At 59.2% G+C, this 21613-nt stretch carries 23 protein-coding genes; 21 read left to right on the forward strand and 2 right to left on the reverse strand.

Features of this window, described 5'->3' with window-relative positions; all coding sequences use genetic code 11:
- Positions 1-3: 3 nt before the first annotated feature.
- The 4 genes from secF (at position 4) to ACWKWE_RS15545 (ending at position 4848) form a co-directional block, all read left to right on the forward strand.
- Complete coding sequence (secF, locus tag ACWKWE_RS15530) at positions 4-915, forward strand: protein translocase subunit SecF (protein WP_401141377.1); 912 nt, start codon at positions 4-6, stop codon at positions 913-915.
- 118 nt (positions 916-1033) lie between these two features.
- Positions 1034-1582, forward strand: a complete 549-nt coding sequence (locus ACWKWE_RS15535; protein WP_166593669.1) for a glycine zipper 2TM domain-containing protein — start codon at positions 1034-1036, stop codon at positions 1580-1582.
- Positions 1583-1938: 356 nt separating this feature from the next.
- Positions 1939-3183 (forward strand): OprD family porin, encoded by a 1245-nt coding sequence (locus tag ACWKWE_RS15540; RefSeq protein WP_166593668.1) that lies wholly within the window; start codon positions 1939-1941, stop codon positions 3181-3183.
- A gap of 66 nt (positions 3184-3249) precedes the next feature.
- Positions 3250-4848 carry an argininosuccinate lyase gene (locus tag ACWKWE_RS15545; protein ID WP_166593667.1) on the forward strand — a complete coding sequence of 533 codons (1599 nt, stop codon included), beginning with the start codon at positions 3250-3252 and terminating at the stop codon, positions 4846-4848.
- Positions 4849-4902: 54 nt separating this feature from the next.
- Here ACWKWE_RS15545 and ACWKWE_RS15550 read toward each other — a convergent pair whose 3' ends face one another.
- Positions 4903-6177, reverse strand: a complete 1275-nt coding sequence (locus ACWKWE_RS15550) for a cation:dicarboxylate symporter family transporter (protein ID WP_483851039.1) — start codon at positions 6175-6177, stop codon at positions 4903-4905.
- A gap of 133 nt (positions 6178-6310) precedes the next feature.
- On the opposite strand from ACWKWE_RS15550, the gene ACWKWE_RS15555 reads away from it, so the two are divergent.
- Positions 6311-7240: a LysR family transcriptional regulator gene (locus tag ACWKWE_RS15555; RefSeq protein ID WP_166593665.1), complete on the forward strand. Its 930-nt coding sequence runs from the start codon at positions 6311-6313 to the stop codon at positions 7238-7240.
- Between the two features lie 90 nt (positions 7241-7330).
- Here the strand turns inward: ACWKWE_RS15555 and suhB are convergent, their stop codons facing one another.
- A complete protein-coding gene (suhB, locus tag ACWKWE_RS15560) occupies positions 7331-8146 on the reverse strand; it encodes a type III secretion system regulator SuhB (RefSeq protein WP_166593664.1) in 816 nt (271 codons plus the stop codon).
- A gap of 237 nt (positions 8147-8383) precedes the next feature.
- Between suhB and trmJ the strand changes: the two genes are divergently transcribed.
- The 16 genes from trmJ to hisS all read left to right on the forward strand — a co-directional run bounded on the left by trmJ (position 8384) and on the right by hisS (position 21611).
- Complete coding sequence (gene trmJ, locus ACWKWE_RS15565; RefSeq protein ID WP_483851040.1) at positions 8384-9157, forward strand: tRNA (cytosine(32)/uridine(32)-2'-O)-methyltransferase TrmJ; 774 nt, start codon at positions 8384-8386, stop codon at positions 9155-9157.
- Complete coding sequence (cysE, locus tag ACWKWE_RS15570; RefSeq protein WP_166593662.1) at positions 9157-9945, forward strand: serine O-acetyltransferase; 789 nt, start codon at positions 9157-9159, stop codon at positions 9943-9945. The genes trmJ and cysE overlap by 1 nt, the downstream gene beginning before the upstream one ends.
- Positions 9946-10115: 170 nt before the next feature.
- On the forward strand, positions 10116-10607 hold the full coding sequence (gene iscR / locus ACWKWE_RS15575; RefSeq protein ID WP_166593661.1) for a Fe-S cluster assembly transcriptional regulator IscR: 492 nt from the start codon (positions 10116-10118) through the stop codon (positions 10605-10607).
- Between the two features lie 44 nt (positions 10608-10651).
- Positions 10652-11866 carry an IscS subfamily cysteine desulfurase gene (locus ACWKWE_RS15580; protein WP_341959706.1) on the forward strand — a complete coding sequence of 405 codons (1215 nt, stop codon included), beginning with the start codon at positions 10652-10654 and terminating at the stop codon, positions 11864-11866.
- 84 nt (positions 11867-11950) lie between these two features.
- A complete protein-coding gene (gene iscU / locus ACWKWE_RS15585) occupies positions 11951-12337 on the forward strand; it encodes a Fe-S cluster assembly scaffold IscU (protein ID WP_062383507.1) in 387 nt (128 codons plus the stop codon).
- A gap of 35 nt (positions 12338-12372) precedes the next feature.
- Positions 12373-12696 carry an iron-sulfur cluster assembly protein IscA gene (gene iscA / locus ACWKWE_RS15590; RefSeq protein ID WP_483851041.1) on the forward strand — a complete coding sequence of 108 codons (324 nt, stop codon included), beginning with the start codon at positions 12373-12375 and terminating at the stop codon, positions 12694-12696.
- 8 nt (positions 12697-12704) lie between these two features.
- Complete coding sequence (gene hscB / locus ACWKWE_RS15595; protein ID WP_483851042.1) at positions 12705-13223, forward strand: co-chaperone HscB; 519 nt, start codon at positions 12705-12707, stop codon at positions 13221-13223.
- A gap of 46 nt (positions 13224-13269) precedes the next feature.
- Positions 13270-15132, forward strand: coding sequence for a Fe-S protein assembly chaperone HscA (hscA, locus tag ACWKWE_RS15600; RefSeq protein WP_483851043.1), 1863 nt, complete (start codon positions 13270-13272; stop codon positions 15130-15132).
- 3 nt (positions 15133-15135) lie between these two features.
- Complete coding sequence (gene fdx / locus ACWKWE_RS15605) at positions 15136-15477, forward strand: ISC system 2Fe-2S type ferredoxin (protein ID WP_166593657.1); 342 nt, start codon at positions 15136-15138, stop codon at positions 15475-15477.
- Between the two features lie 13 nt (positions 15478-15490).
- Positions 15491-15691 carry a Fe-S cluster assembly protein IscX gene (gene iscX, locus ACWKWE_RS15610; protein WP_166593656.1) on the forward strand — a complete coding sequence of 67 codons (201 nt, stop codon included), beginning with the start codon at positions 15491-15493 and terminating at the stop codon, positions 15689-15691.
- A gap of 90 nt (positions 15692-15781) precedes the next feature.
- Positions 15782-16207, forward strand: coding sequence for a nucleoside-diphosphate kinase (gene ndk, locus ACWKWE_RS15615; protein ID WP_081565735.1), 426 nt, complete (start codon positions 15782-15784; stop codon positions 16205-16207).
- Between the two features lie 27 nt (positions 16208-16234).
- On the forward strand, positions 16235-17383 hold the full coding sequence (gene rlmN, locus ACWKWE_RS15620) for a dual-specificity RNA methyltransferase RlmN (RefSeq protein WP_341959699.1): 1149 nt from the start codon (positions 16235-16237) through the stop codon (positions 17381-17383).
- Between the two features lie 26 nt (positions 17384-17409).
- The gene (gene pilW / locus ACWKWE_RS15625) at positions 17410-18168 is read left to right on the forward strand and encodes a type IV pilus biogenesis/stability protein PilW (protein ID WP_166593654.1); all 759 of its coding nucleotides are present in this window, start codon (positions 17410-17412) and stop codon (positions 18166-18168) included.
- The gene (locus ACWKWE_RS15630) at positions 18168-19187 is read left to right on the forward strand and encodes a RodZ domain-containing protein (RefSeq protein ID WP_166593653.1); all 1020 of its coding nucleotides are present in this window, start codon (positions 18168-18170) and stop codon (positions 19185-19187) included. Before pilW ends, ACWKWE_RS15630 begins: the two co-directional genes overlap by 1 nt.
- 3 nt (positions 19188-19190) lie before the next feature.
- Positions 19191-20300, forward strand: a complete 1110-nt coding sequence (gene ispG, locus ACWKWE_RS15635; protein WP_166593652.1) for a flavodoxin-dependent (E)-4-hydroxy-3-methylbut-2-enyl-diphosphate synthase — start codon at positions 19191-19193, stop codon at positions 20298-20300.
- Between the two features lie 21 nt (positions 20301-20321).
- On the forward strand, positions 20322-21611 hold the full coding sequence (hisS, locus tag ACWKWE_RS15640; RefSeq protein WP_483851044.1) for a histidine--tRNA ligase: 1290 nt from the start codon (positions 20322-20324) through the stop codon (positions 21609-21611).
- Positions 21612-21613 lie beyond the last annotated feature (2 nt).

The raw sequence follows: 21613 nt of genomic DNA on the forward strand, positions 1-21613 counted from the left end.
GACATGAAACGTACGATCAACTTCATGGGCGTTCGCAACATTGCGTTCGGCATCACCATGCTCCTGACGATTCTGGCGTTGTTCAGCTGGTTTCATAAAGGGCTCAACTTCGGCCTGGACTTCACCGGCGGTACGCTGATCGAGCTGACTTACGAGCACCCGGCCGATCTCGGCAAGGTGCGCGAAGAGCTGGCTTCTTCGGGGTATCACGAAGCTATCGTTCAGAGCTTCGGTGCCACCACCGACCTGCTTGTGCGCATGCCGGGTGAAGACCCGCAACTGGGTGCGCAAGTAGCCCAGGCGCTGCGCAAGACCGGCGCGGACAATCCGGTCACGGTCAAGCGTGTTGAGTTCGTCGGTCCGCAAGTGGGTGAAGAGTTGCGCGACCAGGGCGGCATCGGCATGTTGCTGGCATTGGGCGGCGTTCTGATTTACCTGGCCTTCCGCTTCCAGTGGAAATTCGCGGTCGGTGCCATCGTTTCGCTGATCCATGACGTGGTGGTCACGATGGGTATCCTGTCGTTCTTCCAGGTGACGTTCGACCTGACCGTGCTGGCCGCCGTTTTGGCGATCATCGGTTACTCGCTTAACGACACCATCGTGGTATTCGACCGGGTTCGCGAGAACTTCCGACTGCTGCGCAAGGCTTCGCTGATCGAGAACATCAACATCTCGACCACCCAGACCCTGCTGCGGACCATGGCGACGTCGATTTCCACGCTGCTGGCCATCGGCGCGCTGTGGATCTTTGGTGGCGACAGCCTGCACGGTTTCTCCGTGGCGCTGTTTATCGGTGTCCTGGCGGGTACGTACTCGTCGATCTACATCGCCAACGTGGTGCTGATCTGGCTGAACCTGCGTTCCGAAGACCTGCTGCCACCCGTGACTACAGAGAAGGTCGACGATCGTCCCTGACGATTTTTCCTGACCGGTCATCACGTTAAAAGGCGCGAGTGTGAACTCGCGCCTTTTTTCATGCTCCAAGGCTGGGAGTGGCGCGAGCAATTGCGCTGAATATGGTCAGGAGGTTCACGTGAACAAATCGTTGCTTGTTGGTGCGGTATTGGGTGCTGTCGGTGTGACCGCCGGTGGTGCTTTGGCCACCTACAGCCTCGTTAAAAACAACGGCCCTGAGTACGCCGATGTACTCGCCGTCGAGCCTGTCAAAGAACAGATCAAGACCCCTCGTGAAGTATGCAAGGACGTCGCGGTCACCCACCGCGCGCCGGTCAAGGACCAGCATCAGATCGTCGGTACGGTTGTCGGTGCCCTGGCAGGTGGCCTGCTCGGTAACCAGATCGGTGGCGGGACCGGCAAGAAAGTCGCCACTGTCGCAGGTGCCGTCGGTGGTGGCTACGCGGGTAACAAGGTTCAGGAGGGCATGCAGAACCGCGACACGTACACCACCACTCAAACTCGTTGCAATACGGTCAACGACATCAGCGACAAGGTCGTAGGCTACAACGTGAAGTACAAGCTGAACGACAAGGTCGGTCAGGTGCGTATGGACCGCGATCCGGGCAGTCAGATTCCAGTGAACAAAGACGGTCAGTTGGAGTTGAGTCAGGCGGGTCAGCAGTAAGCCTTGATGAACTTCACGAAAAACGCCCCTCTCGCAGGGGCGTTTTTTTTGCATATTTTTTCGCGTCCCGCAGGGATTGTAGGAGTGAGCTTGCTCGCGATAAGGGGGTTAGGCCGTGATCTGCTTCGACTGAAATGCTGATCGCGAGCAAGCTCACTCCTACAGGTTCGTATTGATGGCAACTTGCGTGCTGCTACAGGTAAATTCATATCTAAAAAGTCTTGAGTAGGTAGTAACTATATATTTTTAATCGGTACACCCGCCGCGTAAGCTTTTCTGCGTGACCGGGCGACCTGATTCCCTCGGCACATCTGAACAACTCTAATAAAAACCAGCTACGCCATGCGGGAATAAAAATGCAAAGAAGTCCTGTATCTATCGGCCTCACGTCGGCTGCCGCCCTTGGATTGAGCCTGGCCTTCCCAGGTTTCGCTGAAGCTGATTTCTTCGAAGACAGCAAAGCCGATCTTGAATTTCGCAACTTCTATTTCAACAGCGATTTCCGTCAGGAAGGCGCGAACCAATCCAAGCGCGACGAATGGGCCCAAGGCCTGATTCTCAACTTTGAATCTGGATTCACCGAGGGCCCGGTCGGTTTTGGCGTCGATGCCATAGGGCTGTTTGGCTTGAAACTCGACTCTGGCCCTGACCGCCGCAACACCGGTTTACTGCCGGTGGGAGATGAAAAAGCGCCCGATGACTACGGCCGTTCCGGTGTGACGGCCAAGGCGCGAATCTCCAAGAGCGTGCTGCGCGTTGGCACCCTGGTTCCCAAACTGCCAACGGTCGTTCCTAACGATGGACGTCTGCTGCCGCAAACCTTCCGTGGCGCACAGGTCACCTCCAAAGACATCACCGACATGACCCTGAACGTCGGGCGCCTGACCAGTAACACCGAGCGCAATGACAGTGGTCACGAGGACATCGTCGCTGAAGCGAAGGGTATCAAGGGCGGCCGTCCAAGCGATAAGTTCGACTTTGCCAGCGCCAGCTACAACTGGACCAAGGGGCTGAACACGTCCTACAACTACGGCGGCCTTGAGAACAATTACAAGCAGCACATCGTCACGCTGCTGCACAGTTTTCCGCTGAGTGATTCGCAGTCGATCAAAAGCGACCTGCGTTACGCGCGCTCGCTGAAGGACGGTAATACCAACGTCGATAACACGGCCATTGGCGCAAGGTTCACCTACAACGTCGGCGGCCATGGTTTTGGCCTCGCCTATCAAAAGATGAGCGGCGACACCGGCTTTCCTCACTTGGCAGGCACTGATTCGTTCCTCGTCAACTACGTGATGATTTCCCCGGATTTCGCCAATCCCGAAGAGCGCTCCTGGCAAGCCCGATACGACTACAACTTCGCCACCGTTGGCCTGCCGGGCCTGACCTTCATGACCCGCTATCTGCAGGGCGACAACTTCGCGCGTGGCAACAAGGAAGGCACCGAATGGGAGCGCAATACCGACATCGCCTACGTATTCCAGAGCGGCGCATTAAAGAATCTCGAATTGAAGTGGCGCAACGGCAGCTACCGCAGCAACGGCGGCAACAACATCGATCAGAACCGAGTGATCGTCAGCTACACGCTGCCGCTGCTCTGAGCCTCAACGCTTTCAGCAACATCCCGACAACGTTCACCCCCGGCCCTCGCCGCACTGGAGTCTGAAATGCCCACAAGAAAGACGCTTATCCACCTGGCTGTCGCGTTTGCCCTGTTCAACAGTTATGGCGCGTACGCCGCCAACACGGCTGACTTGCCCTGCAAAACCACTGAAGAATGCGCCGCTCAGGCCGCGAAAATCGGCGCGACGGTCGACAAGTCGAAGACAAAAGGCAGCAAGACCGAAAGCCAGTTTTCCTGGCTGAACCGGATCAACAAGGCCTCTATTGTCATGCTGACCGAAGAGGGCATCGTGAAGCCGGAAATGGGCCAGAAGATCGCCACGGGGGTGCGTTACGCCATCGATCAGGCCGATCAGCCCAACGGCAAGCGGCCCAGCGACGTGCTTCAGCTTGAAGAAATCATGACCGACAAGATTGGGCCGGAGGCCTCGCTGATCCACTCCGGCCGCAGCCGTCAGGACATGCTCGCCACGTATCGCCTGGCGAAATTGCGCTCCGACGTCCTTGCTTACAGCGAAGCCCTGAACGCTACCCGCAAGCGTTTGCTGGATCTGGCGGACAAGAACATTGACACCCTGATTCCGGCCTACACCAACGGCGTGCAGGCGATGCCGATCACCTACGCGCATTACCTGTTGGCGTACGAAGCGGCGTTCGACCGTGACGGCCAGCGGATTCGTGAGCTGTACCAGCGCCTGAACCAGAGCCCGATGGGCACGGCGGTACTGGCCAACTCAGCCTATCCACTGAATCGCGAGCGCATGGCCGAGCTGCTGGGTTTCGACGGGGTACGTGAAAACTCGCTGGATTCCAGCCAGGTTTCCACCTACGACATTCCCATCGAGGCGGCCAACGTGGCCTCGTCATCCGCGATTCGGATCGGTGCGCTGATCGGCGACATTCACACGCAATATCACCAGATTCGTCCTTGGTTGTTGCTGGACGAGGAAAAGACCTACACCAGCAGCGCCATGCCGCAGAAACGCAATCCGGGTCTTCTGATGCGTGCGCGTGAAACGGCGTCCGATGTTGTAGGCCTGGCACAGACCGTGACCTTGCGCGCCCATAACGTCACCACCGGCATGACCGACTACAAGTTCGCCTTCGACTCGCTGGGCGTCTTCGATTCCACCAAGGACATGTTCGGCGCGATGGATGCCGTGCTCGATGCTTTGCAGGTCAATCCGCAGCGCGCGCGGGAAGAACTGGAAAACGAATGGACCACTTCCATGGAGCTGGCGGACACACTGGAGCGCACGCAGAAAGTGCCATTCCGTATCGGCCACAGCTTCGCCTCGCTGATCGTCGAGCAGGCCCGCGATCAGGGGCTGACGCCGAAGACCTTCCCGTACGCCGACGCGCAGAAGCTCTACACCAAAGCCGCCGACAAGTACCAGTGGAAACCGAACACACTGCCGCTGGATGAGGCCACCTTCCGCGGGTCGTTGTCGCCGGAGAACATGGTCAAGACCCGCAAGGGCACCGGCGGCCCGCAACCGGAAGAGGTCAAGCGCATGCTGGCGGAGGCGCACAAAAATCTGGAAGGCGATCAGACCTGGCTGCGTGAGCGTCGGGACAAGCTGACTCAGGCGGAAGGCAATCTGGATCGGGCTTTCGAGAAGCTGTTGTCGTCCAAGGGCTGAGGTCAGCCTCTGAAAACTGCCTGATGGATTGACCAAGATCCTGTGGGAGCGGGTTTATTCGCGATTCGATGTCTTGGGCGGTAGAGAATTGCCGCCCATGCCGCCGTCTCGCGAATGAATTCGCTTCCACAGGTTTAGTGCATTCTGCCACCGCGCAATTGCCAGGCAGGCTACGCAATTGCCCAGCACGTTGGTGAGTACGCGGCACTTCATCAATCGCTCCACACCCAGCAGTAAACCCACGCCCTCCACAGGCACGATGTGCAGCAGATTGAGCGTGGCGATCAGCGTAAAGAACGCCGAGCCAGCCATGCTGGTCGAACCCAGCGACGTCACCAGCGAAATCAGCAGCAGGGTCAGCAGATCCGAACCTGTCAGTTCGATGCCCGACATCTGAGCCAGAAACAGGACTGCCGTGATCAAGTAGATGTTCGAGCCGCTCAGGTTGAAGGTGTAACCGGTGGTAAGCACTAATCGGGTCAACTGTCGGTCGCAACCTAACGTCTGCATTTTTTCGATCAGGCCGGGGAGGGCGGCGACGGACGACCCGGTGAAGGTCACCAATAGCAATTCATCCTTGACGTGTTTCACCAGCGACCAGAGCGACACGCCGGACAACTGCGTCACCGGAATCAGCACCAGTACAACAAAGGCGCCACTGGCCAGATACATCACCGCGACGAACTTCAGCAACGGCAGCGCTGACGCAGGACCAAATTTCCCGAGGGTAAATGCGATGGCGCCAAACGCGGCGAGGGGTGCGAAACGCAGAATGATCCTCAAGCCCTTGAACAGCAGCTCTACCAGCTTTTCCAGCAATGCGTGCAAGCGGTCAGCCTGGCGATGGCCTCTGGCGCGCATCATCAAAAAGCCTGTCACCAAGCCCGCGAGCATGACCTGCAAGATCGGGTTTTGAGTGAGCGCGCGGAACAGAATGGAACCGACAGCGGACCAGGAAAAGCCTGACGTCGCTGGAGGAATGTGTCCGAGGTACAGGGGAGCGTTCGAGGTGCCAAGCGGCGCGCCCCCGCCGGGATGAGTGAGTGCCGCGATCAGGCAACCGAGGCACAGCGACACCAGCGCCATCGCCTGAAAGTAAATCCACACCTTGCCCGCCAACCCGCGTTGCCTGACCTTGAGACCCGCAACGCCCGAAGCGATCAGCAGGAACATCATGAACGGCATCAGCCAGCCAATGACCCTGATAAACCCGTCGCTTAGCGGTTTCATCTCAACGGCGAGCTTCGGATCTAAGACACCCAGCAGCGCGCCACAGAAGATGGCCAATAGAAGTTGCAACGTGGCACTGCTCAAAAGCCTTGTCGGCATCGGCGTTCCGGAGATGTTGTATTTATTGTCATGAGCGTGGCTTGTCAGCACGGTGGCGATTGGGCACGCTTGCCGGCCTGCTGTCGCAATGACCGGGCGGCAATCATAAAACCTCGCTGCGGGATAGACCACCATGGAGCTTCGTCATCTGCGCTATTTCGTCATGGTGGCCGAAGAGCGACATTTCACCCGTGCGGCTGCGCGATTGAACATGCAGCAGCCTCCGTTGAGCCAGCAGATCCGGGCACTGGAAGACGAGTTGGGGTTTGAGCTGTTCAAACGCCATCCCAAGGGAGTGGATCTCACGGCAGGCGGGCAGGTCTTCCTGCAGGAAGCGCAGGACATTCTGGCGCGGGTCAAAGAAGGATCGCTCAAGGCTTCCCGCGCAGCCCACGGCATTGAGGGACAGTTGGGGGTGGGATTCACCAGTTCGGCCGCAGCCCATCCATTGATCCCGCGCATCATCCGCGCCTACCGTGAGCGCTTTCCTGGCGTTGCCGTGATGCTCAAAGAAGGCAGCGCTCAGCAACTGACCGAAGCGGCCATTGAAGGCAGCGTCGACGTCGGGATTCTGCGTGCGCCGGTAGGGCGGCATCAAAGCATCGAGTTCCACCGTTTGCTTAACGAGGAGATGTTGCTGACATTGCCGGTGGGTCATCGTCTATTGGCGGGGCGCGATACGGGCAATGGGGCGCCTTCCATTTCGCTCAACGATCTGGCCGACGAGCAGTTCATTCTCGTCCGTCGTCCCGGAGCGCCGGGGATGTACGCCAATCTCATCAAGGCCTGCCAGAACGCGGGCTTCAATCCGAAGATCGCCTTTGAGGTTGAGCGAATGCTGACCAACGTCAGTCTGGTGGCCGCGGGCGCGGGGATTTCCATCGTGCCCGCGTCAATGAAGGACGTGCACAAAGAGAGCGTTGTCTATTGCCCGATCGTCGACGCCAAGCCCCGACTGCATGCGCCGATCACGCTGGTGTGTCGCAGCTTCAATCAGCTGCCACCGCTGCAGAACTTCATCGGTTTGTCCCGAGAGTTGAGCGGGAGGCGCCACCGCCGATGATCAACCTGTCCGTTTGTAGCCGTTAGCGCCGTGGAGATTCACAGGCATAAAAAAACCGGCACATGGCCGGTTTTTTTGCAGCATCAACGCTTAGCGCTTGAGCGACGCAGGCACGAACGGTGCGATCGAGGTCAGCACGGCTTTGAAGCACTTGGTGTTGCCCGCAACGATGTGGCCTTTTTCAAGGAATTCGTGGCCGCCGTTGAAATCGCTGACCAGGCCGCCGGCTTCCTGAATCAGCAGGGCGCCCGCGGCCATGTCCCACTCGGATAGACCCGACTCCCAGAACGCGTCGAAACGACCGGCTGCAACATAAGCCAGGTCCAGGCTTGCGGCGCCTGCGCGACGGATGCCTGCGGTCTGGCCGACCAGCGAGCGGAACATGTTCAGGTAGTTGTCCAGGTTGTCGAGCTGGTTCTCGCGGAACGGGAAGCCGGTGCCGAGCAGGGCGCCTTCCAGGCTCTTGCGCGGGCTGACACGCAGGCGGCGGCCGTTCAGCTGAGCGCCACGACCACGGGAGGCGGTGAATTCTTCCTGGCGAACCGGGTCGAGAACCACGGCGTGTTCCAGGCGACCGCGATATTTGCAGGCAATGCTGACTGCGAAATGCGGCACGCCGCGTACGAAGTTGGTGGTGCCGTCCAGCGGGTCAATGACCCACAGGTAATCGGCGCCTTCGCCAGTGCCTTCTTTGAGGCCGCTTTCTTCGCCAAGGATGCCGTGATTCGGGTAAGCCTTAAGCAGCGCTTCAATAATGGTTTTTTCAGCGGCGCGATCGATCTCGGTTACGTAGTCTTTCGCGTCTTTTTCGTCGACCTTGATGGTATCCAGGCGCTCGATGGAGCGGAAAATCAATTCGCTGGCGCTGCGGGCGGCGCGCAGCGCGATATTCAGCATGGGCTGCATGGATGTAATCACCTAGGTCGTTAAAGAGAGCCGGGCATTCTAGGGGTTCTTGTCGATGATTTCCAGCGCGAAGACGGCCTTTCCTCCGCGTCTCGTCGCCTCATGCGCGACGGGCGGTCGCGAATTCGTGGCGGTTTCAGGGCCTATCCAGGGGCGTTGGCGCAAGGGTTCATAGCCTTGGGCCGGGCGCTTCTGTAAGATTCGTCCCCCTTTCCAGCTGCTAGCGAGACTGCCCCAGTGCTGCAAAACATTCGTGTCGTTCTGGTCGGAACCAGTCATCCGGGGAATATCGGTGGTGCGGCGCGTGCCATGAAGAACATGGGGCTATCGCGGCTGGTATTGGTCGACCCTGCGCATTTTCCCCATCACGAAGCCGATGCCCGTGCCTCCGGGGCCGGCGACATTCTGGAAAGCGCCCAGGTGGTCGCGACACTCGAAGATGCGCTGGTGGGCTGCAATCTGGTCATGGGCACCAGCGCCCGGGATCGTCGTATCCCCTGGCCCTTGCTCGACCCTCGTGAAGCGGGCGTCAAGACCATCGAACACGCCGCTCAGGGTGAAGAGATCGCTCTGGTATTTGGCCGTGAATATGCCGGCCTGACCAATGAGGAGCTGCAACGCTGTCATTACCATGTGCACATTCCGTCCGACCCTGAATTCAGCTCGCTCAACCTGGCGGCCGCTGTTCAGGTGCTGAGCTACGAGGCACGCATGGCGTGGTTGGCGGCGGAAGGGCAGGCGAGCAAGGTCGAGAAATACGAAGTGACGTCCGTACGCAGTAACGAGCTGGCGACCATGGATGAGATGGAAAAATTCTATGAGCATCTGGAAGCGACATTGGTCAGCATTGGCTTCCTTGATCCCGAGAAGCCTCGTCATCTGATGGCGCGGTTGCGCCGGCTTTATGGCCGCTCTGCTGTCAGTCGCTCCGAAATGAACATTTTGCGTGGCATCCTCACCGAGACCCAGAAAACGGCCAGCGGCGAGCCCTACAAGCGGAAGGATCAGTGATGTTCGAGCGTTTGCGAGAAGACATTCAAAGCGTGTTTCACCGTGACCCGGCAGCCCGTAACGCATTCGAAGTGTTGACCTGCTACCCCGGCATGCACGCGATCTGGCTGCATCGGTTATCAGGCTGGCTGTGGGGCAAGGACCTGAAATGGCCTGCGCGCATGGTCTCGAACTTCGGGCGCTGGTTGACGGGCATCGAAATTCATCCGGGGGCCAAGGTGGGGCGACGCTTCTTCATCGACCATGGCATGGGGATCGTCATTGGCGAGACCGCTGAAATCGGCGACGACGTGACGCTCTATCAGGGTGTGACGCTGGGCGGCACCAGCTGGAATAAAGGCAAGCGCCATCCGACGCTGGAATCCGGTGTTGTGGTAGGGGCGGGCGCGAAGGTGCTTGGCCCATTCACCGTCGGTGCGGGTGCCAAAGTCGGTTCCAATGCGGTCGTCACCAAGCCGGTACCGGCAGGCGCGACGGTGGTGGGCATTCCTGGGCGCATTATCGTCAAGGCCGATGAAGACGATACCCATGCCAAGCGCAAGGCGATCGCCGAAAAGATCGGCTTTGACGCGTATGGCGTCAGTGAGGACATGCCGGACCCAGTGGCCAAGGCCATCGGCCAGTTGCTCGATCACCTTCAGGCGGTCGACGTGCGCATGGAAGACATGGGCAAGGCGCTCAAGAGCCTCGGTTGCGAGTATCGCGAACAGGAGCTGCCGGAGCTGCGAAAAGACGTGTTCGACTGCATTGAAGAGCGCAACGCGACCAAAGTGGGTCAAGGAATTTGACGCAAACGACTCTAAAAGGGTCGTTGGAACATGCCATTTGACCTCTGATCTTGCTATTATGCCGCCCGCTCTTTGCGGGTAATCCCGACTGCTTTGCTAGGTCTTATAGTTGACTTAAATACTCGGGAATAGCATACTCGCCCTCATTCCGAACCTCCGCGGTACACGTCATGCGACTGACTACAAAGGGCCGATACGCCGTCACTGCCATGCTTGATCTGGCGTTGCACGCGCAGCATGGGCCAGTGTCTCTGGCCGATATCTCCGAGCGGCAAGGGATTTCCCTTTCCTACCTCGAACAACTGTTCGCCAAGCTGCGTCGCAGCAATCTGGTGTCCAGCGTGCGTGGTCCAGGTGGCGGCTACCAGTTGTCCCGCGACATGCAGGGCATCCAGGTGGCGCAAGTGATCGATGCAGTCAACGAATCGGTCGATGCGACGCGCTGTCAGGGGCTCGGTGATTGCCATGCTGGCGATACCTGTCTCACCCACCATCTGTGGTGCGACCTCAGCCAGCAGATTCATGAATTTCTAAGCGGTATCAGCCTGGCCGACCTCGTCACTCGCCGTGAAGTGCAGGAAGTCGCCCAACGTCAGGACCTGCGTCGTTGCAATACCAAGACGCAGTTTCTGGACAAGATTGAAACATCCGCCGTTGAGTGAACGCAGATGAACGCGCGGCGCGCCTGCCCGATAGGAGATATTCAATGAGATTGCCGATTTACCTCGATTATTCCGCGACGACCCCGGTCGATCCGCGTGTTGCGCAGAAAATGAGCGATTGCCTGCTGGTGGATGGCAACTTCGGTAACCCGGCGTCGCGCTCCCACGTTTTCGGCTGGAAAGCGGAAGAGGCGGTTGAGAACGCTCGTCGTCAGGTCGCTGATCTGGTTCATGCTGACCCGCGTGAAATCGTCTGGACCTCCGGTGCCACCGAGTCCGACAACCTGGCCATCAAGGGCGCCGCGCATTTCTATGCGACTAAGGGCAAGCACCTGATCACCAGCAAGATCGAACACAAGGCTGTCCTCGACACCATGCGCCAACTGGAGCGTGAGGGTTTCGAAGTCACCTACCTGGACCCGACCGAAGACGGTCTGATCACGCCGTCCATGATCGAAGCCGTGCTGCGTGACGACACCATTCTGGTCTCGATCATGCACGTCAACAACGAAATCGGCACCGTCAACGACATCGCTGCGATTGGCGAACTGACCCGTTCGCGCGGCGTGCTGTTTCATGTTGACGCCGCTCAGTCCACTGGCAAGGTCGAGATCGACCTTTCCAAGCTGAAAGTCGACATGATGTCCTTCTCGGCGCACAAGACTTACGGTCCTAAAGGCATCGGCGCGCTGTACGTCAGCCGCAAGCCTCGCGTCCGTATCGAAGCGACCATGCACGGTGGCGGTCACGAGCGCGGCATGCGTTCCGGCACCCTGGCCACTCACCAGATCGTCGGCATGGGCGAAGCATTCCGTATCGCGAAAGAAGAGATGGCTGCTGAAAACGTTCGCCTCAAGGCGCTCAGTGACCGCTTCTACAAGCAGGTCGAGCATCTCGAAGAGCTGTACGTCAACGGCAGCCTGACAGCCCGCGTACCGCACAATCTGAATCTGAGCTTCAACTACGTCGAAGGCGAGTCGCTGATCATGGCGCTCAAGGATCTGGCGGTGTCGTCCGGTTCTGCCTGCACCTCGGCTTCCCTGGAGCCTTCCTACGTTCTGCGTGCCCTGGGTCGCAACGACGAACTGGCACACAGTTCGATCCGTTTCACCTTCGGCCGCTTCACCACCGAAGAAGAGATCGACTGGGCTGCGCAGAAAGTCTGCGAGGCTGTCACCAAGCTGCGCGCTCTGTCGCCGCTGTGGGACATGTTCAAAGACGGCGTCGACATCTCGAAGATCGAGTGGGCCGCACACTAATTTCAAGTCGCCACATGAATGCGGCGCTTTGAAAACCGGGTTTTTGAAGTGTCGCCAGAGCGACAAACTGATGAGGATTGCACCATGGCTTACAGCGAAAAGGTCATCGACCACTACGAGAACCCGCGCAACGTCGGCAAGATGAACGCGGAAGATCCTGATGTCGGCACTGGCATGGTCGGCGCTCCGGCGTGCGGCGACGTCATGCGCCTGCAAATCAAGGTCAACGAGCAAGGCATCATCGAAGACGCCAAGTTCAAGACCTACGGCTGCGGTTCGGCCATCGCCTCCAGCTCCCTGGCGACCGAGTGGATGAAAGGCAAGACTCTGGACGAAGCAGAGACCATCAAGAACACTCAGCTGGCTGAAGAACTGGCCCTGCCGCCGGTGAAAATTCACTGCTCCGTACTCGCCGAAGACGCCATCAAGGCCGCCGTTCGCGATTACAAGCAGAAGAAAGGCCTGCTCTGAGCAGTCCTCATCCCGCTTGCACGTAAGGAGTCACGATGGCTATCAGCATGACCGAAGCGGCCGCCAATCACGTACGTCGTTCCCTTAATGGGCGCGGCAAAGGTGATGGCATTCGTCTGGGCGTTCGCACCACAGGCTGTTCCGGCCTGGCGTACGTACTTGAGTTCGTCGACGAACCGGAAAGCGAAGACACCGTTTTCGAGTACCACGGCGTCAAGGTGATCATCGATCCCAAGAGCCTGGTTTACCTCGACGGCACCGAACTCGATTTCGTCAAGGAAGGGTTGAACGAAGGCTTCAAGTTCAACAACCCCAACTCGCGCGGTGAATGTGGCTGCGGCGAAAGCTTCAACGTCTGAGGCTTGTCGTGGGTACTCCTTGTCATTTCGCTCTATTCGATCTGCAGCCGGGTTTCCGTCTGGATCTTGACCTGTTGGCTACGCGTTATCGCGAGCTTGCCCGTGGCGTGCACCCCGACCGCTTCGCTGACGCTTCCGAGCGTGAGCAGCGCGTTGCGCTGGAGCGCTCGGCGAGCTTGAACGATGCCTACCAGACGCTGAAGAGCGCGCCTAAACGGGCGCGTTATCTGTTGGCGCTCAAAGGTGAGGTGCCGCTGGAGGTCACGGTTCACGACCCCGAGTTCCTGATGCAGCAGATGCAATGGCGCGAAGAGCTCGAAGACCTGCAAGACGAGGCGGAGCTGGACGGTGTCGCGACCTTCAAGCGACGGCTCAAGGTGGCGCAGGAAGAACTGAACGAAAGCTTTGCAGCCTGTTGGGACGATGCTGCACAGCGCGAACAGGCCGAACGCCTGATGCGTCGCATGCAGTTCCTCGACAAGCTTTCCTACGAAGTGCGCCAGCTGGAAGAGCGCCTCGACGATTAACCCCGCGCCGCCTTTTGGGCGGCGCGCCAGTGATATCAGAAAAGCAATGGCTCTACTGCAGATCGCCGAACCCGGCCAAAGTCCAAAACCTCATCAGCGTCGTCTGGCCGTCGGGATCGATCTCGGCACCACCAACTCGCTGGTCGCTGCCCTGCGCAGTGGCATCAGTGAGCCTCTTCCCGATCAGAACGGGCAGGTCATCCTGCCCTCGGCGGTGCGTTATCACGCTGATCGTGTCGAAGTCGGCCAGTCCGCCAAGGACGCCGCCGCCTCTGACCCGCTGAACACCATTATCTCGGTCAAGCGTCTGATGGGGCGCGGCATCTCCGACGTGAAGCATTTGGGTGAGCAACTGCCTTACCGCTTCATTGGCGGTGAGTCGCACATGCCATTCATCGAGACCGTTCAGGGCGCGAAAAGCCCGGTCGAAGTCTCCGCTGACATCCTCAAGGTGCTGCGTCAGCGCGCGGAAGCGACATTGGGTGGCGAGCTGGTGGGCGCGGTGATCACCGTGCCTGCGTATTTCGATGACGCACAGCGGCAAGCCACCAAAGACGCCGCCAAGCTGGCGGGTCTGACCGTGTTGCGCCTGCTCAATGAGCCCACGGCGGCGGCAGTGGCTTACGGCCTGGACCAGAACGCCGAAGGCGTTGTCGCCATTTACGACCTCGGCGGCGGCACCTTCGATATCTCGATTCTGCGCCTGACCGGCGGCGTTTTCGAAGTCATGGCAACTGGCGGCGACAGCGCGCTGGGGGGCGACGATTTCGACCATGCGATTGCCAGCTGGATCATTGCCGAGGCCGGTCTGTCCGACGACCTCGACCCGTCGGCCCAGCGCCGTCTGATGCAGACGGCTTGCGCAGCCAAAGAAACCCTCTCTGATACCGATTCCGTGGACGTCGTTCACGGCGCCTGGACTGGCGTGCTGACCCGCGCCGCGTTCGACGCCCTTGTCGAGCCGATGATTGCCCGTAGTCTCAAAGCGTGCCGTCGTGCCGTACGCGATTGCGGCATCGAGCTGGACGAAGTGGAAGCGGTGGTCATGGTCGGCGGTTCCACCCGCGTGCCGCGTGTGCGTGAAGCGGTCGCCGAGCTGTTCGGTCGCCAGCCGTTGACTGAAATCGACCCGGATCAAGTGGTTGCCATCGGCGCGGCCATTCAGGCCGATACACTGGCAGGCAACAAGCGTGACGGTGGCGAGTTGCTGCTGCTGGACGTGATTCCGCTGTCCCTTGGTCTTGAGACCATGGGCGGGTTGATGGAGAAGGTGATCCCGCGCAACACCACGATTCCGGTGGCTCGCGCCCAAGAGTTCACCACCTATAAAGACGGCCAGTCGGCCATGATGATTCACGTCCTGCAAGGTGAGCGTGAACTGATCAGCGATTGCCGTTCGCTGGCGCGTTTCGATCTTCGCGGCATTCCCGCGATGGTCGCGGGTGCGGCGAAAATTCGTGTCACCTTCCAGGTCGATGCCGATGGTCTGCTGAGCGTTTCCGCTCGCGAGCTGGCGTCGGGCGTGGAATCGAGCATTCAGGTCAAGCCTTCCTATGGCCTGACCGACGGTGAAATCACCCGCATGCTCAAGGATTCGTTCCAGTACGCCGGTGACGACAAGGTCGCGCGTGTGCTGCGCGAGCAGCAGGTCGACGCCCAGCGCCTGGTCGAGGCCGTCGAAGGCGCGTTGCAAGCTGATGGCGAGCGTTTGCTCGACGCCGAGGAACGCGTGGTCATCGAGATGCAGGTGGATGAACTCCGTGAATTGATCAAGGGCACCGACGGTGCGGCCATCGAGCAGCAGACCAAGCGTCTGTCGCAGGTGACCGATGCGTTCGCGGCCCGCCGCCTGGACTCGACGGTGAAAGCCGCCCTGTCAGGACGCAACCTGAATGAGATTGAGGAATAATTGATGCCGCAGGTGATTTTTCTCCCCCACAAGGAGTTTTGCCCGGACGGGTTGGTGGTCGAGGCTGCGCCAGGCACATCCATCCTCGAACTGGCTCATGAGCACCATATCGAGATGGAAAGCGCGTGCGGCGGTGTGTGCGCGTGCACCACGTGCCATTGCATCATCCGCGAGGGTTTCAATTCGCTGGAAGAGGCCGACGAGCTGGAAGAAGACTATCTTGATCGTGCGTGGGGCCTGGAAGCGACTTCTCGCCTGGCATGTCAGGCCAAGGTCGGTACCGAAGACCTGACCGTCGAGATTCCGAAATATTCGCTTAACCATGCCGCCGAAGCGCCGCACTGACTGAGGGATTGTCATGAGCTACGGTTGGAATGACGTACAACGCATTGCCGAAGAGTTGGCCGAGGCCCATCCGGGGCTCGATCCTTACTCGGTAGGCTTCGTCAAACTGCAACAGATGATCCAGCAATTGCCTGATTTCGACGACACGTCGGGTCGGGTCGGCGAGAAGGTACTGGAAGCGGTCCAGACCCTTTGGGCCGATGAAATAGACTGATCATCTCTGCACGTTAGGCAATACACCAGAACCCGCGTATAATTCGCGGGTTTAATTTTTCGCAATAATCACCGTTTCTGGAGTTACACCATGGCTGTTCAACGTACTTTCTCGATCATCAAGCCTGATGCTGTTGCTAAAAACGTAATCGGCGAGATCACCACCCGCTTCGAAAAAGCCGGTCTGCGCGTCGTCGCTTCGAAACTGAAGCAACTGTCCAAGGCCGAAGCAGAAGGTTTCTACGCTGAGCACAGCGCCCGTGGTTTCTTCGGCGACCTGGTTGCTTTCATGACTTCCGGTCCGGTTGTCGTTCAGGTGCTGGAAGGCGAAAACGCCATCCTGGCAAACCGTGAGCTGATGGGCGCTACCAACCCTAAAGAAGCTGCTGCCGGCACCATCCGTGCTGACTTCGCCGAGTCCATCGACGCCAACGCCGTTCACGGTTCGGACTCCGAAGCCGCTGCTGCTCGCGAAATCGCTTACTTCTTCGCTGCTACCGAGGTAACCACTCGCTAAGCTGCTGCTGCGAGTGAGGGTGAATCCATGACTGATACGACTGGCAAAATCAACCTGTTGGGTCTGACCCTGCAGGAAATGGAAAAATTCTTCGAGTCCATCGGGGAGAAACGCTTCCGTGCCGGTCAGGTCATGAAGTGGATTCACCACTATGGCGTCGATAATTTCGAAGCCATGACGAACGTCGGCAAGGCGCTGCGCGAAAAGCTTGAGCGTCGTGCCGAAATTCGGGGTCCCGAAGTCGTCAGCGAGGACATCTCCACCGACGGCACCCGTAAGTGGGTCGTGCGCGTGGCGTCCGGCAGCTGCGTCGAGACTGTTTACATCCCGCAGGGCAAACGCGGCACCTTGTGTGTCTCTTCCCAGGCGGGCTGCGCGCTGGATTGCAGTTTCTGCTCCACCGGCAAGCAAGGCTTCAACAGCAACCTCACCGCCGCCGAAGTCATCGGTCAGGTGTGGATTGCCAACAAATCTTTCGGCAGTGTCCCGGCGACCGTCGACCGTGCCATCACCAACGTGGTGATGATGGGCATGGGCGAGCCATTGCTGAACTTCGACAATGTCATTGCCGCCATGCGTCTGATGATGGACGACTTCGGCTATGGCATCTCCAAACGTCGGGTGACGCTGTCCACCTCTGGCGTGGTACCGATGATCGACGTGCTGGCACAGCACATTGACGTGTCGCTGGCGCTTTCGCTGCACGCGCCGAACGACGCGCTGCGCAACCAGTTGGTGCCGATCAACAAGAAATACCCGTTGAAAATGCTGCTCGAATCCTGCCGCAACTACATGTCGGCATTGGGTGAGAAGCGCGTCCTGACCATCGAATACACCCTGCTCAAGGACGTCAACGACAAGCCTGAGCATGCCGTGGAGATGATCGAGCTGCTCAAGGACACGCCGTGCAAGATCAACCTGATTCCATTCAACCCGTTCCCGCATTCGGGTTATGAGCGTCCGAGCAACAACGCGATCCGTCGTTTTCAAGATTTGCTGCATCACGCTGGATTCAACGTCACTGTGCGCACCACGCGCGGTGAGGACATCGATGCTGCCTGTGGCCAACTGGTCGGGCAGGTAATGGACCGCACTCGCCGCAGCGAACGCTACATTGCTGTGCGCGAGCTCAGTGCCGAGACCGAAGGGGCTCAGGTCGCTGCGGCTCGCACCTGACTGCGAAATTGACTGAGAGGATCTCTATGTCCCTGCGCGCTGCGCTGCTGCTGTGTGTTGTCACGCTGCTGGCTGGCTGTGTTTCCACCGGCAACGTCGATCCGATGAGTACCGGCAAGGGACGTGAAGATGCTCGTCAGGCTTATGTGCAGTTGGGGATCGGCTATCTGCAGCAGGGGCAGATGGAGCGTGCGAAGGCGCCGTTGAAAAAAGCACTGGAGCTGGACAGCTCCGACCCTGACGCCAATGCTGCGCTGGGGCTGGTGTTCCAGGCCGAGGCCGAGCCTGAGCTTGCAGATCAGTATTACAAGAAAGCGTTGTCCTCTCGCCCCAAGGATGCTCGCATCCTCAATAATTACGGCAGCTTTCTCTACCAGCAAAAACGCTACAAAGACGCTTACGAGCGCTTCCAGCAGGCTGCGGACGACAATCTCTATGCCGAGCGTGCCCGGGTGTTCGAGAACCTCGGCATGACCTCTGTGATGCTGGGCAATCGGGATCAGGCGCTCGACGAGTTCACCAAGGCCCTCAGGCTCGACGCCCAACAGCCACGTGCGTTGCTGGAAATGGCTGAGTTGTCTTACGAAGACAGGCATTATGTGCCGGCGCGTGATTACTATGACCGCTTCAGCCAACTGAGCGAGCAGAATGCACGTAGCCTGTTGCTGGGTACGCGCCTGGCGAAGATCTATGACGATCGCAACAAGGCAGCCAGTTATGGCCTGCAACTAAAAAGACTCTATCCCGGCACGCCGGAATATCAGCAATACCTGTCGGAGCAATGATGAAAGCGGCGCATCCCGAAGTTGTAGCAGCCACTCGTACGAACCCTGGTGAAACCTTGCGCCAGGCTCGCGAGAGTAAAAACTGGTCGCTGCCAGATGTGGCTTTGAGGTTGAACCTCACCGCGACTTCCCTGGGCTATGTGGAGTCGGGCGATTTTGAGAAGCTTCCGGGCCACACGTTCGCCCGGGGCTACATCCGTGCCTACGCGAAATTGATGGGCCTTGACCAGACCGCACTGGTTGCTCAGTTCGATCAATACACCGGCACCGACGGACAGGGCAGCAACGTTCACGCCTTGGGCCGTATCGAAGAGCCTGTGCGTCTGTCCCACAATATTCTGCGTATCGTCAGCCTGTTATTACTGGTTGCGTTGATTGGTGGCGGTTTCGTGTGGTGGCAGGATCAGGCGACTTTGCGTGGCAAGGAGCCGACCAGTCTGGGCATGGAGCACGTCGAAGTCGAAAGCGCCGACGGCACCACCCAGATTCACCCGCTGGACGAGCCTGAAGATCAGGCGGTCGCAGAAGGGCAGAACAACACGGCGCCACTGCCACTGAACAACACCGATTCGTCCTCCACTGCACCGACGACCTCCGCTGCGCCGACCACGACTGCGCCAGCGACCACTGCGCCAGTCGCTCCGGTTCACGGCACTACAGCGACGCCTGCTGTGCCTGCGCACACTGTTCCGATGCCAGGTGCAACCTCCGCACCCGCCACAGCGGCTGTCCCTGCGCCAGCTCCTAATCCTGCCGATACAGCGCCGACCCCGGCTGGTTTCGGACAGGTCCAGTTGCAGTTCACCGCCGATTGCTGGTTTCAGATCACCGACGCCAACGGCAAGGTGCTCAGCACCGGCCTCAAGCACTCGGGCGACAACGTCAGCGTCAGCGGCAAGCCGCCTTTGTCGGTCCGTCTGGGCGTGGCCCGTGCCGCACAGGTCAGCTACAACGGCCAGCCGGTGGACGTCACACCTTTCACATCGGGCCAGACGGCTCGCATGAAGCTGGGGCAATAAGTCATGCACGGCGAATCTCCGATCAAACGTCGCGAATCTCGTAAAATCTGGGTCGGCTCCGTCCCGGTCGGCGGCGACGCGCCGATTGCGGTACAGAGCATGACCAACAGCGACACCAACGACGTCGCCGCTACCGTTGCCCAGATCAATCGTCTGGAAGCGGCGGGCGTGGACATCGTTCGTGTGTCCGTTCCCGACATGGACGCCGCCGAAGCGTTCGGGCGTATCAAGCAGTTGGTCAAAGTGCCGCTGGTGGCCGACATCCATTTCGACTACAAGATCGCGTTGCGCGTGGCTGAGCTGGGCGTTGATTGCCTGCGCATCAACCCGGGCAACATCGGTCGTGAAGACCGGGTACGCGCGGTGGTCGATGCAGCACGCGACCGGGGCATTCCAATCCGTATTGGCGTGAACGCCGGTTCGTTGGAAAAAGACCTGCAGAAAAAGTATGGCGAACCGACCCCGGCTGCCTTGGTGGAGTCGGCGTTGCGCCACGTTGAACACCTCGATCGCCTGGATTTCCAGGACTTCAAGGTCAGCGTCAAGGCGTCGGACGTGTTCATGGCCGTCGAAGCCTATCGCCTGCTGGCCAAGCAAATCGTCCAGCCGCTGCACCTTGGGATCACCGAAGCGGGTGGTTTGCGTTCAGGCACAGTGAAATCGGCCGTCGGCCTAGGTATGCTGCTGGCCGAAGGAATTGGCGATACCATCCGTATCTCGCTGGCCGCCGATCCTGTTGAAGAAGTGAAAGTCGGCTACGACATCCTCAAGTCGCTGCACCTGCGTTCCCGTGGCATCAACTTCATCGCCTGTCCGAGCTGCTCGCGGCAGAACTTCGATGTGGTCAAGACCATGAACGAACTGGAAGGGCGACTTGAAGACCTGCTGGTCCCGCTGGATGTGGCGGTGATCGGTTGTGTGGTGAACGGTCCGGGCGAAGCCAAGGAGGCCCATGTCGGCCTGACGGGCGGCACGCCGAACCTGATCTACATCGATGGCAAGCCATCGCAAAAGCTGACCAATGACAATCTGGTGGACGAGCTTGAACGCCTGATCCGTCAGAAAGCGGCCGAAAAGGTCGAGGCCGACGCAGCGCTGATCGTTCGCGGCTAACCCAGTTTCCAAGGAATTTTTGTGAGTAAGTCTCTGCAAGCCATTCGTGGCATGAACGACATCCTGCCGGACCAGACCCCGCTGTGGCGCTACTTCGAAGGCACCGTATCGCGTTTGCTGGATAACTACGGTTATCGCCAGATCCGCATGCCGATCGTCGAGTTCACCGATCTGTTCAAACGCTCCATTGGCGAAGTCACCGACATCGTCGAAAAAGAGATGTACACCTTCGAAGACCGCAACGGCGATTCGCTGACCCTGCGCCCTGAAGGCACAGCGGCCTGCGTGCGCGCGGTACTTGAGCACGGGATCACCGGCGGCGGCCAAGTGCAGAAGCTCTGGTACATCGGCCCGATGTTCCGCCACGAACGTCCACAAAAAGGCCGTTATCGCCAGTTCCACCAGATCGGTCTGGAAGTGTTCAACCTCGACGGTCCGGACATCGATGCCGAGCTGATCGTGCTGACGTGGCGTCTGTGGGAATTGTTGGGCATTCGCAGTGCGGTGAAGCTTGAACTCAACAGTCTGGGCACCAGCGAAGCCCGTGGGCGTTACCGCGAGGCGCTGGTCGAGTACCTGTCGGCGCGTCACGACCAACTGGACGAAGACAGCCAACGCCGTCTGAAAACCAACCCGCTGCGCGTGCTGGACACTAAGAATCCTGAAACCCAGGCCGTTCTGGTGGATGCGCCGAAGCTGGCGGATTATCTGGATGAAGAATCGCGGATTCACTTTGAAGGCCTGAAAGCGCGTCTGGATGCTGTTGGCATTCCTTATGTGATCAACCCGAAGCTCGTCCGCGGTCTGGATTACTACAGCAAGACCGTTTTCGAATGGGTCACCGATCAGCTCGGGGCTCAGGGCACCGTTTGCGCGGGTGGCCGTTACGACGGCCTGGTCGAGCAAATGGGCGGCAAGCCCACCACGGGCGTCGGTTTCGCCATGGGGATCGAGCGTCTGGTCCTGCTGCTGGAAACCCTCGACAAAGTCCCGGAAGAAATCTCCCGTACCGTTGACGTCTACGTCTGCGCGTTCGGTGAAGCGGCTGAACTGGCGGCACTGGCCTTGTCCGAGCGCCTGCGCGATCAGGCGTCGAACCTGCGTCTGCAGGTCAACGCCGGGGCGGGCAGCTTCAAGAGCCAGTTCAAGAAGGCTGACAAGAGCGGCGCATTGTTTGCGCTGATCCTGGGAGACGAAGAACTGGCCCGCAAGGAAGTGGGCGTCAAGCCGCTGCGCGGTCAAGGCGAACAACAAACTGTTGCATGGGATGCTCTTTCCGAGCACCTGGCCACCTGCATCGTGCAGGGCTGAAG

The sequence above is a fragment of the Pseudomonas salicis genome, from assembly GCF_057128705.1.

Bases quoted from the DNA above. Each gene is read 5' to 3' on its own strand.
- ACWKWE_RS15630 (WP_166593653.1), top strand. From the start codon at position 18,168: ATGAAAGCGGCGCATCCCGAAGTTGTAGCAGCCACTCGTACGAACCCT.
- ispG (WP_166593652.1), top strand. From the start codon at position 19,191: ATGCACGGCGAATCTCCGATCAAACGTCGCGAATCTCGTAAAATCTGG.
- iscX (WP_166593656.1), top strand. From the start codon at position 15,491: ATGAGCTACGGTTGGAATGACGTACAACGCATTGCCGAAGAGTTGGCC.
- pilW (WP_166593654.1), top strand. From the start codon at position 17,410: ATGTCCCTGCGCGCTGCGCTGCTGCTGTGTGTTGTCACGCTGCTGGCT.
- iscU (WP_062383507.1), top strand. From the start codon at position 11,951: ATGGCTTACAGCGAAAAGGTCATCGACCACTACGAGAACCCGCGCAAC.
- cysE (WP_166593662.1), top strand. From the start codon at position 9,157: ATGTTCGAGCGTTTGCGAGAAGACATTCAAAGCGTGTTTCACCGTGAC.
- suhB (WP_166593664.1), bottom strand. From the start codon at position 8,146: ATGCAGCCCATGCTGAATATCGCGCTGCGCGCCGCCCGCAGCGCCAGC.
- fdx (WP_166593657.1), top strand. From the start codon at position 15,136: ATGCCGCAGGTGATTTTTCTCCCCCACAAGGAGTTTTGCCCGGACGGG.
- iscA (WP_483851041.1), top strand. From the start codon at position 12,373: ATGGCTATCAGCATGACCGAAGCGGCCGCCAATCACGTACGTCGTTCC.
- ACWKWE_RS15580 (WP_341959706.1), top strand. From the start codon at position 10,652: ATGAGATTGCCGATTTACCTCGATTATTCCGCGACGACCCCGGTCGAT.
- ACWKWE_RS15555 (WP_166593665.1), top strand. From the start codon at position 6,311: ATGGAGCTTCGTCATCTGCGCTATTTCGTCATGGTGGCCGAAGAGCGA.
- ACWKWE_RS15540 (WP_166593668.1), top strand. From the start codon at position 1,939: ATGCAAAGAAGTCCTGTATCTATCGGCCTCACGTCGGCTGCCGCCCTT.
- secF (WP_401141377.1), top strand. From the start codon at position 4: ATGAAACGTACGATCAACTTCATGGGCGTTCGCAACATTGCGTTCGGC.
- iscR (WP_166593661.1), top strand. From the start codon at position 10,116: ATGCGACTGACTACAAAGGGCCGATACGCCGTCACTGCCATGCTTGAT.
- ndk (WP_081565735.1), top strand. From the start codon at position 15,782: ATGGCTGTTCAACGTACTTTCTCGATCATCAAGCCTGATGCTGTTGCT.
- ACWKWE_RS15550 (WP_483851039.1), bottom strand. From the start codon at position 6,177: ATGCCGACAAGGCTTTTGAGCAGTGCCACGTTGCAACTTCTATTGGCC.
- ACWKWE_RS15545 (WP_166593667.1), top strand. From the start codon at position 3,250: ATGCCCACAAGAAAGACGCTTATCCACCTGGCTGTCGCGTTTGCCCTG.
- hscA (WP_483851043.1), top strand. From the start codon at position 13,270: ATGGCTCTACTGCAGATCGCCGAACCCGGCCAAAGTCCAAAACCTCAT.
- rlmN (WP_341959699.1), top strand. From the start codon at position 16,235: ATGACTGATACGACTGGCAAAATCAACCTGTTGGGTCTGACCCTGCAG.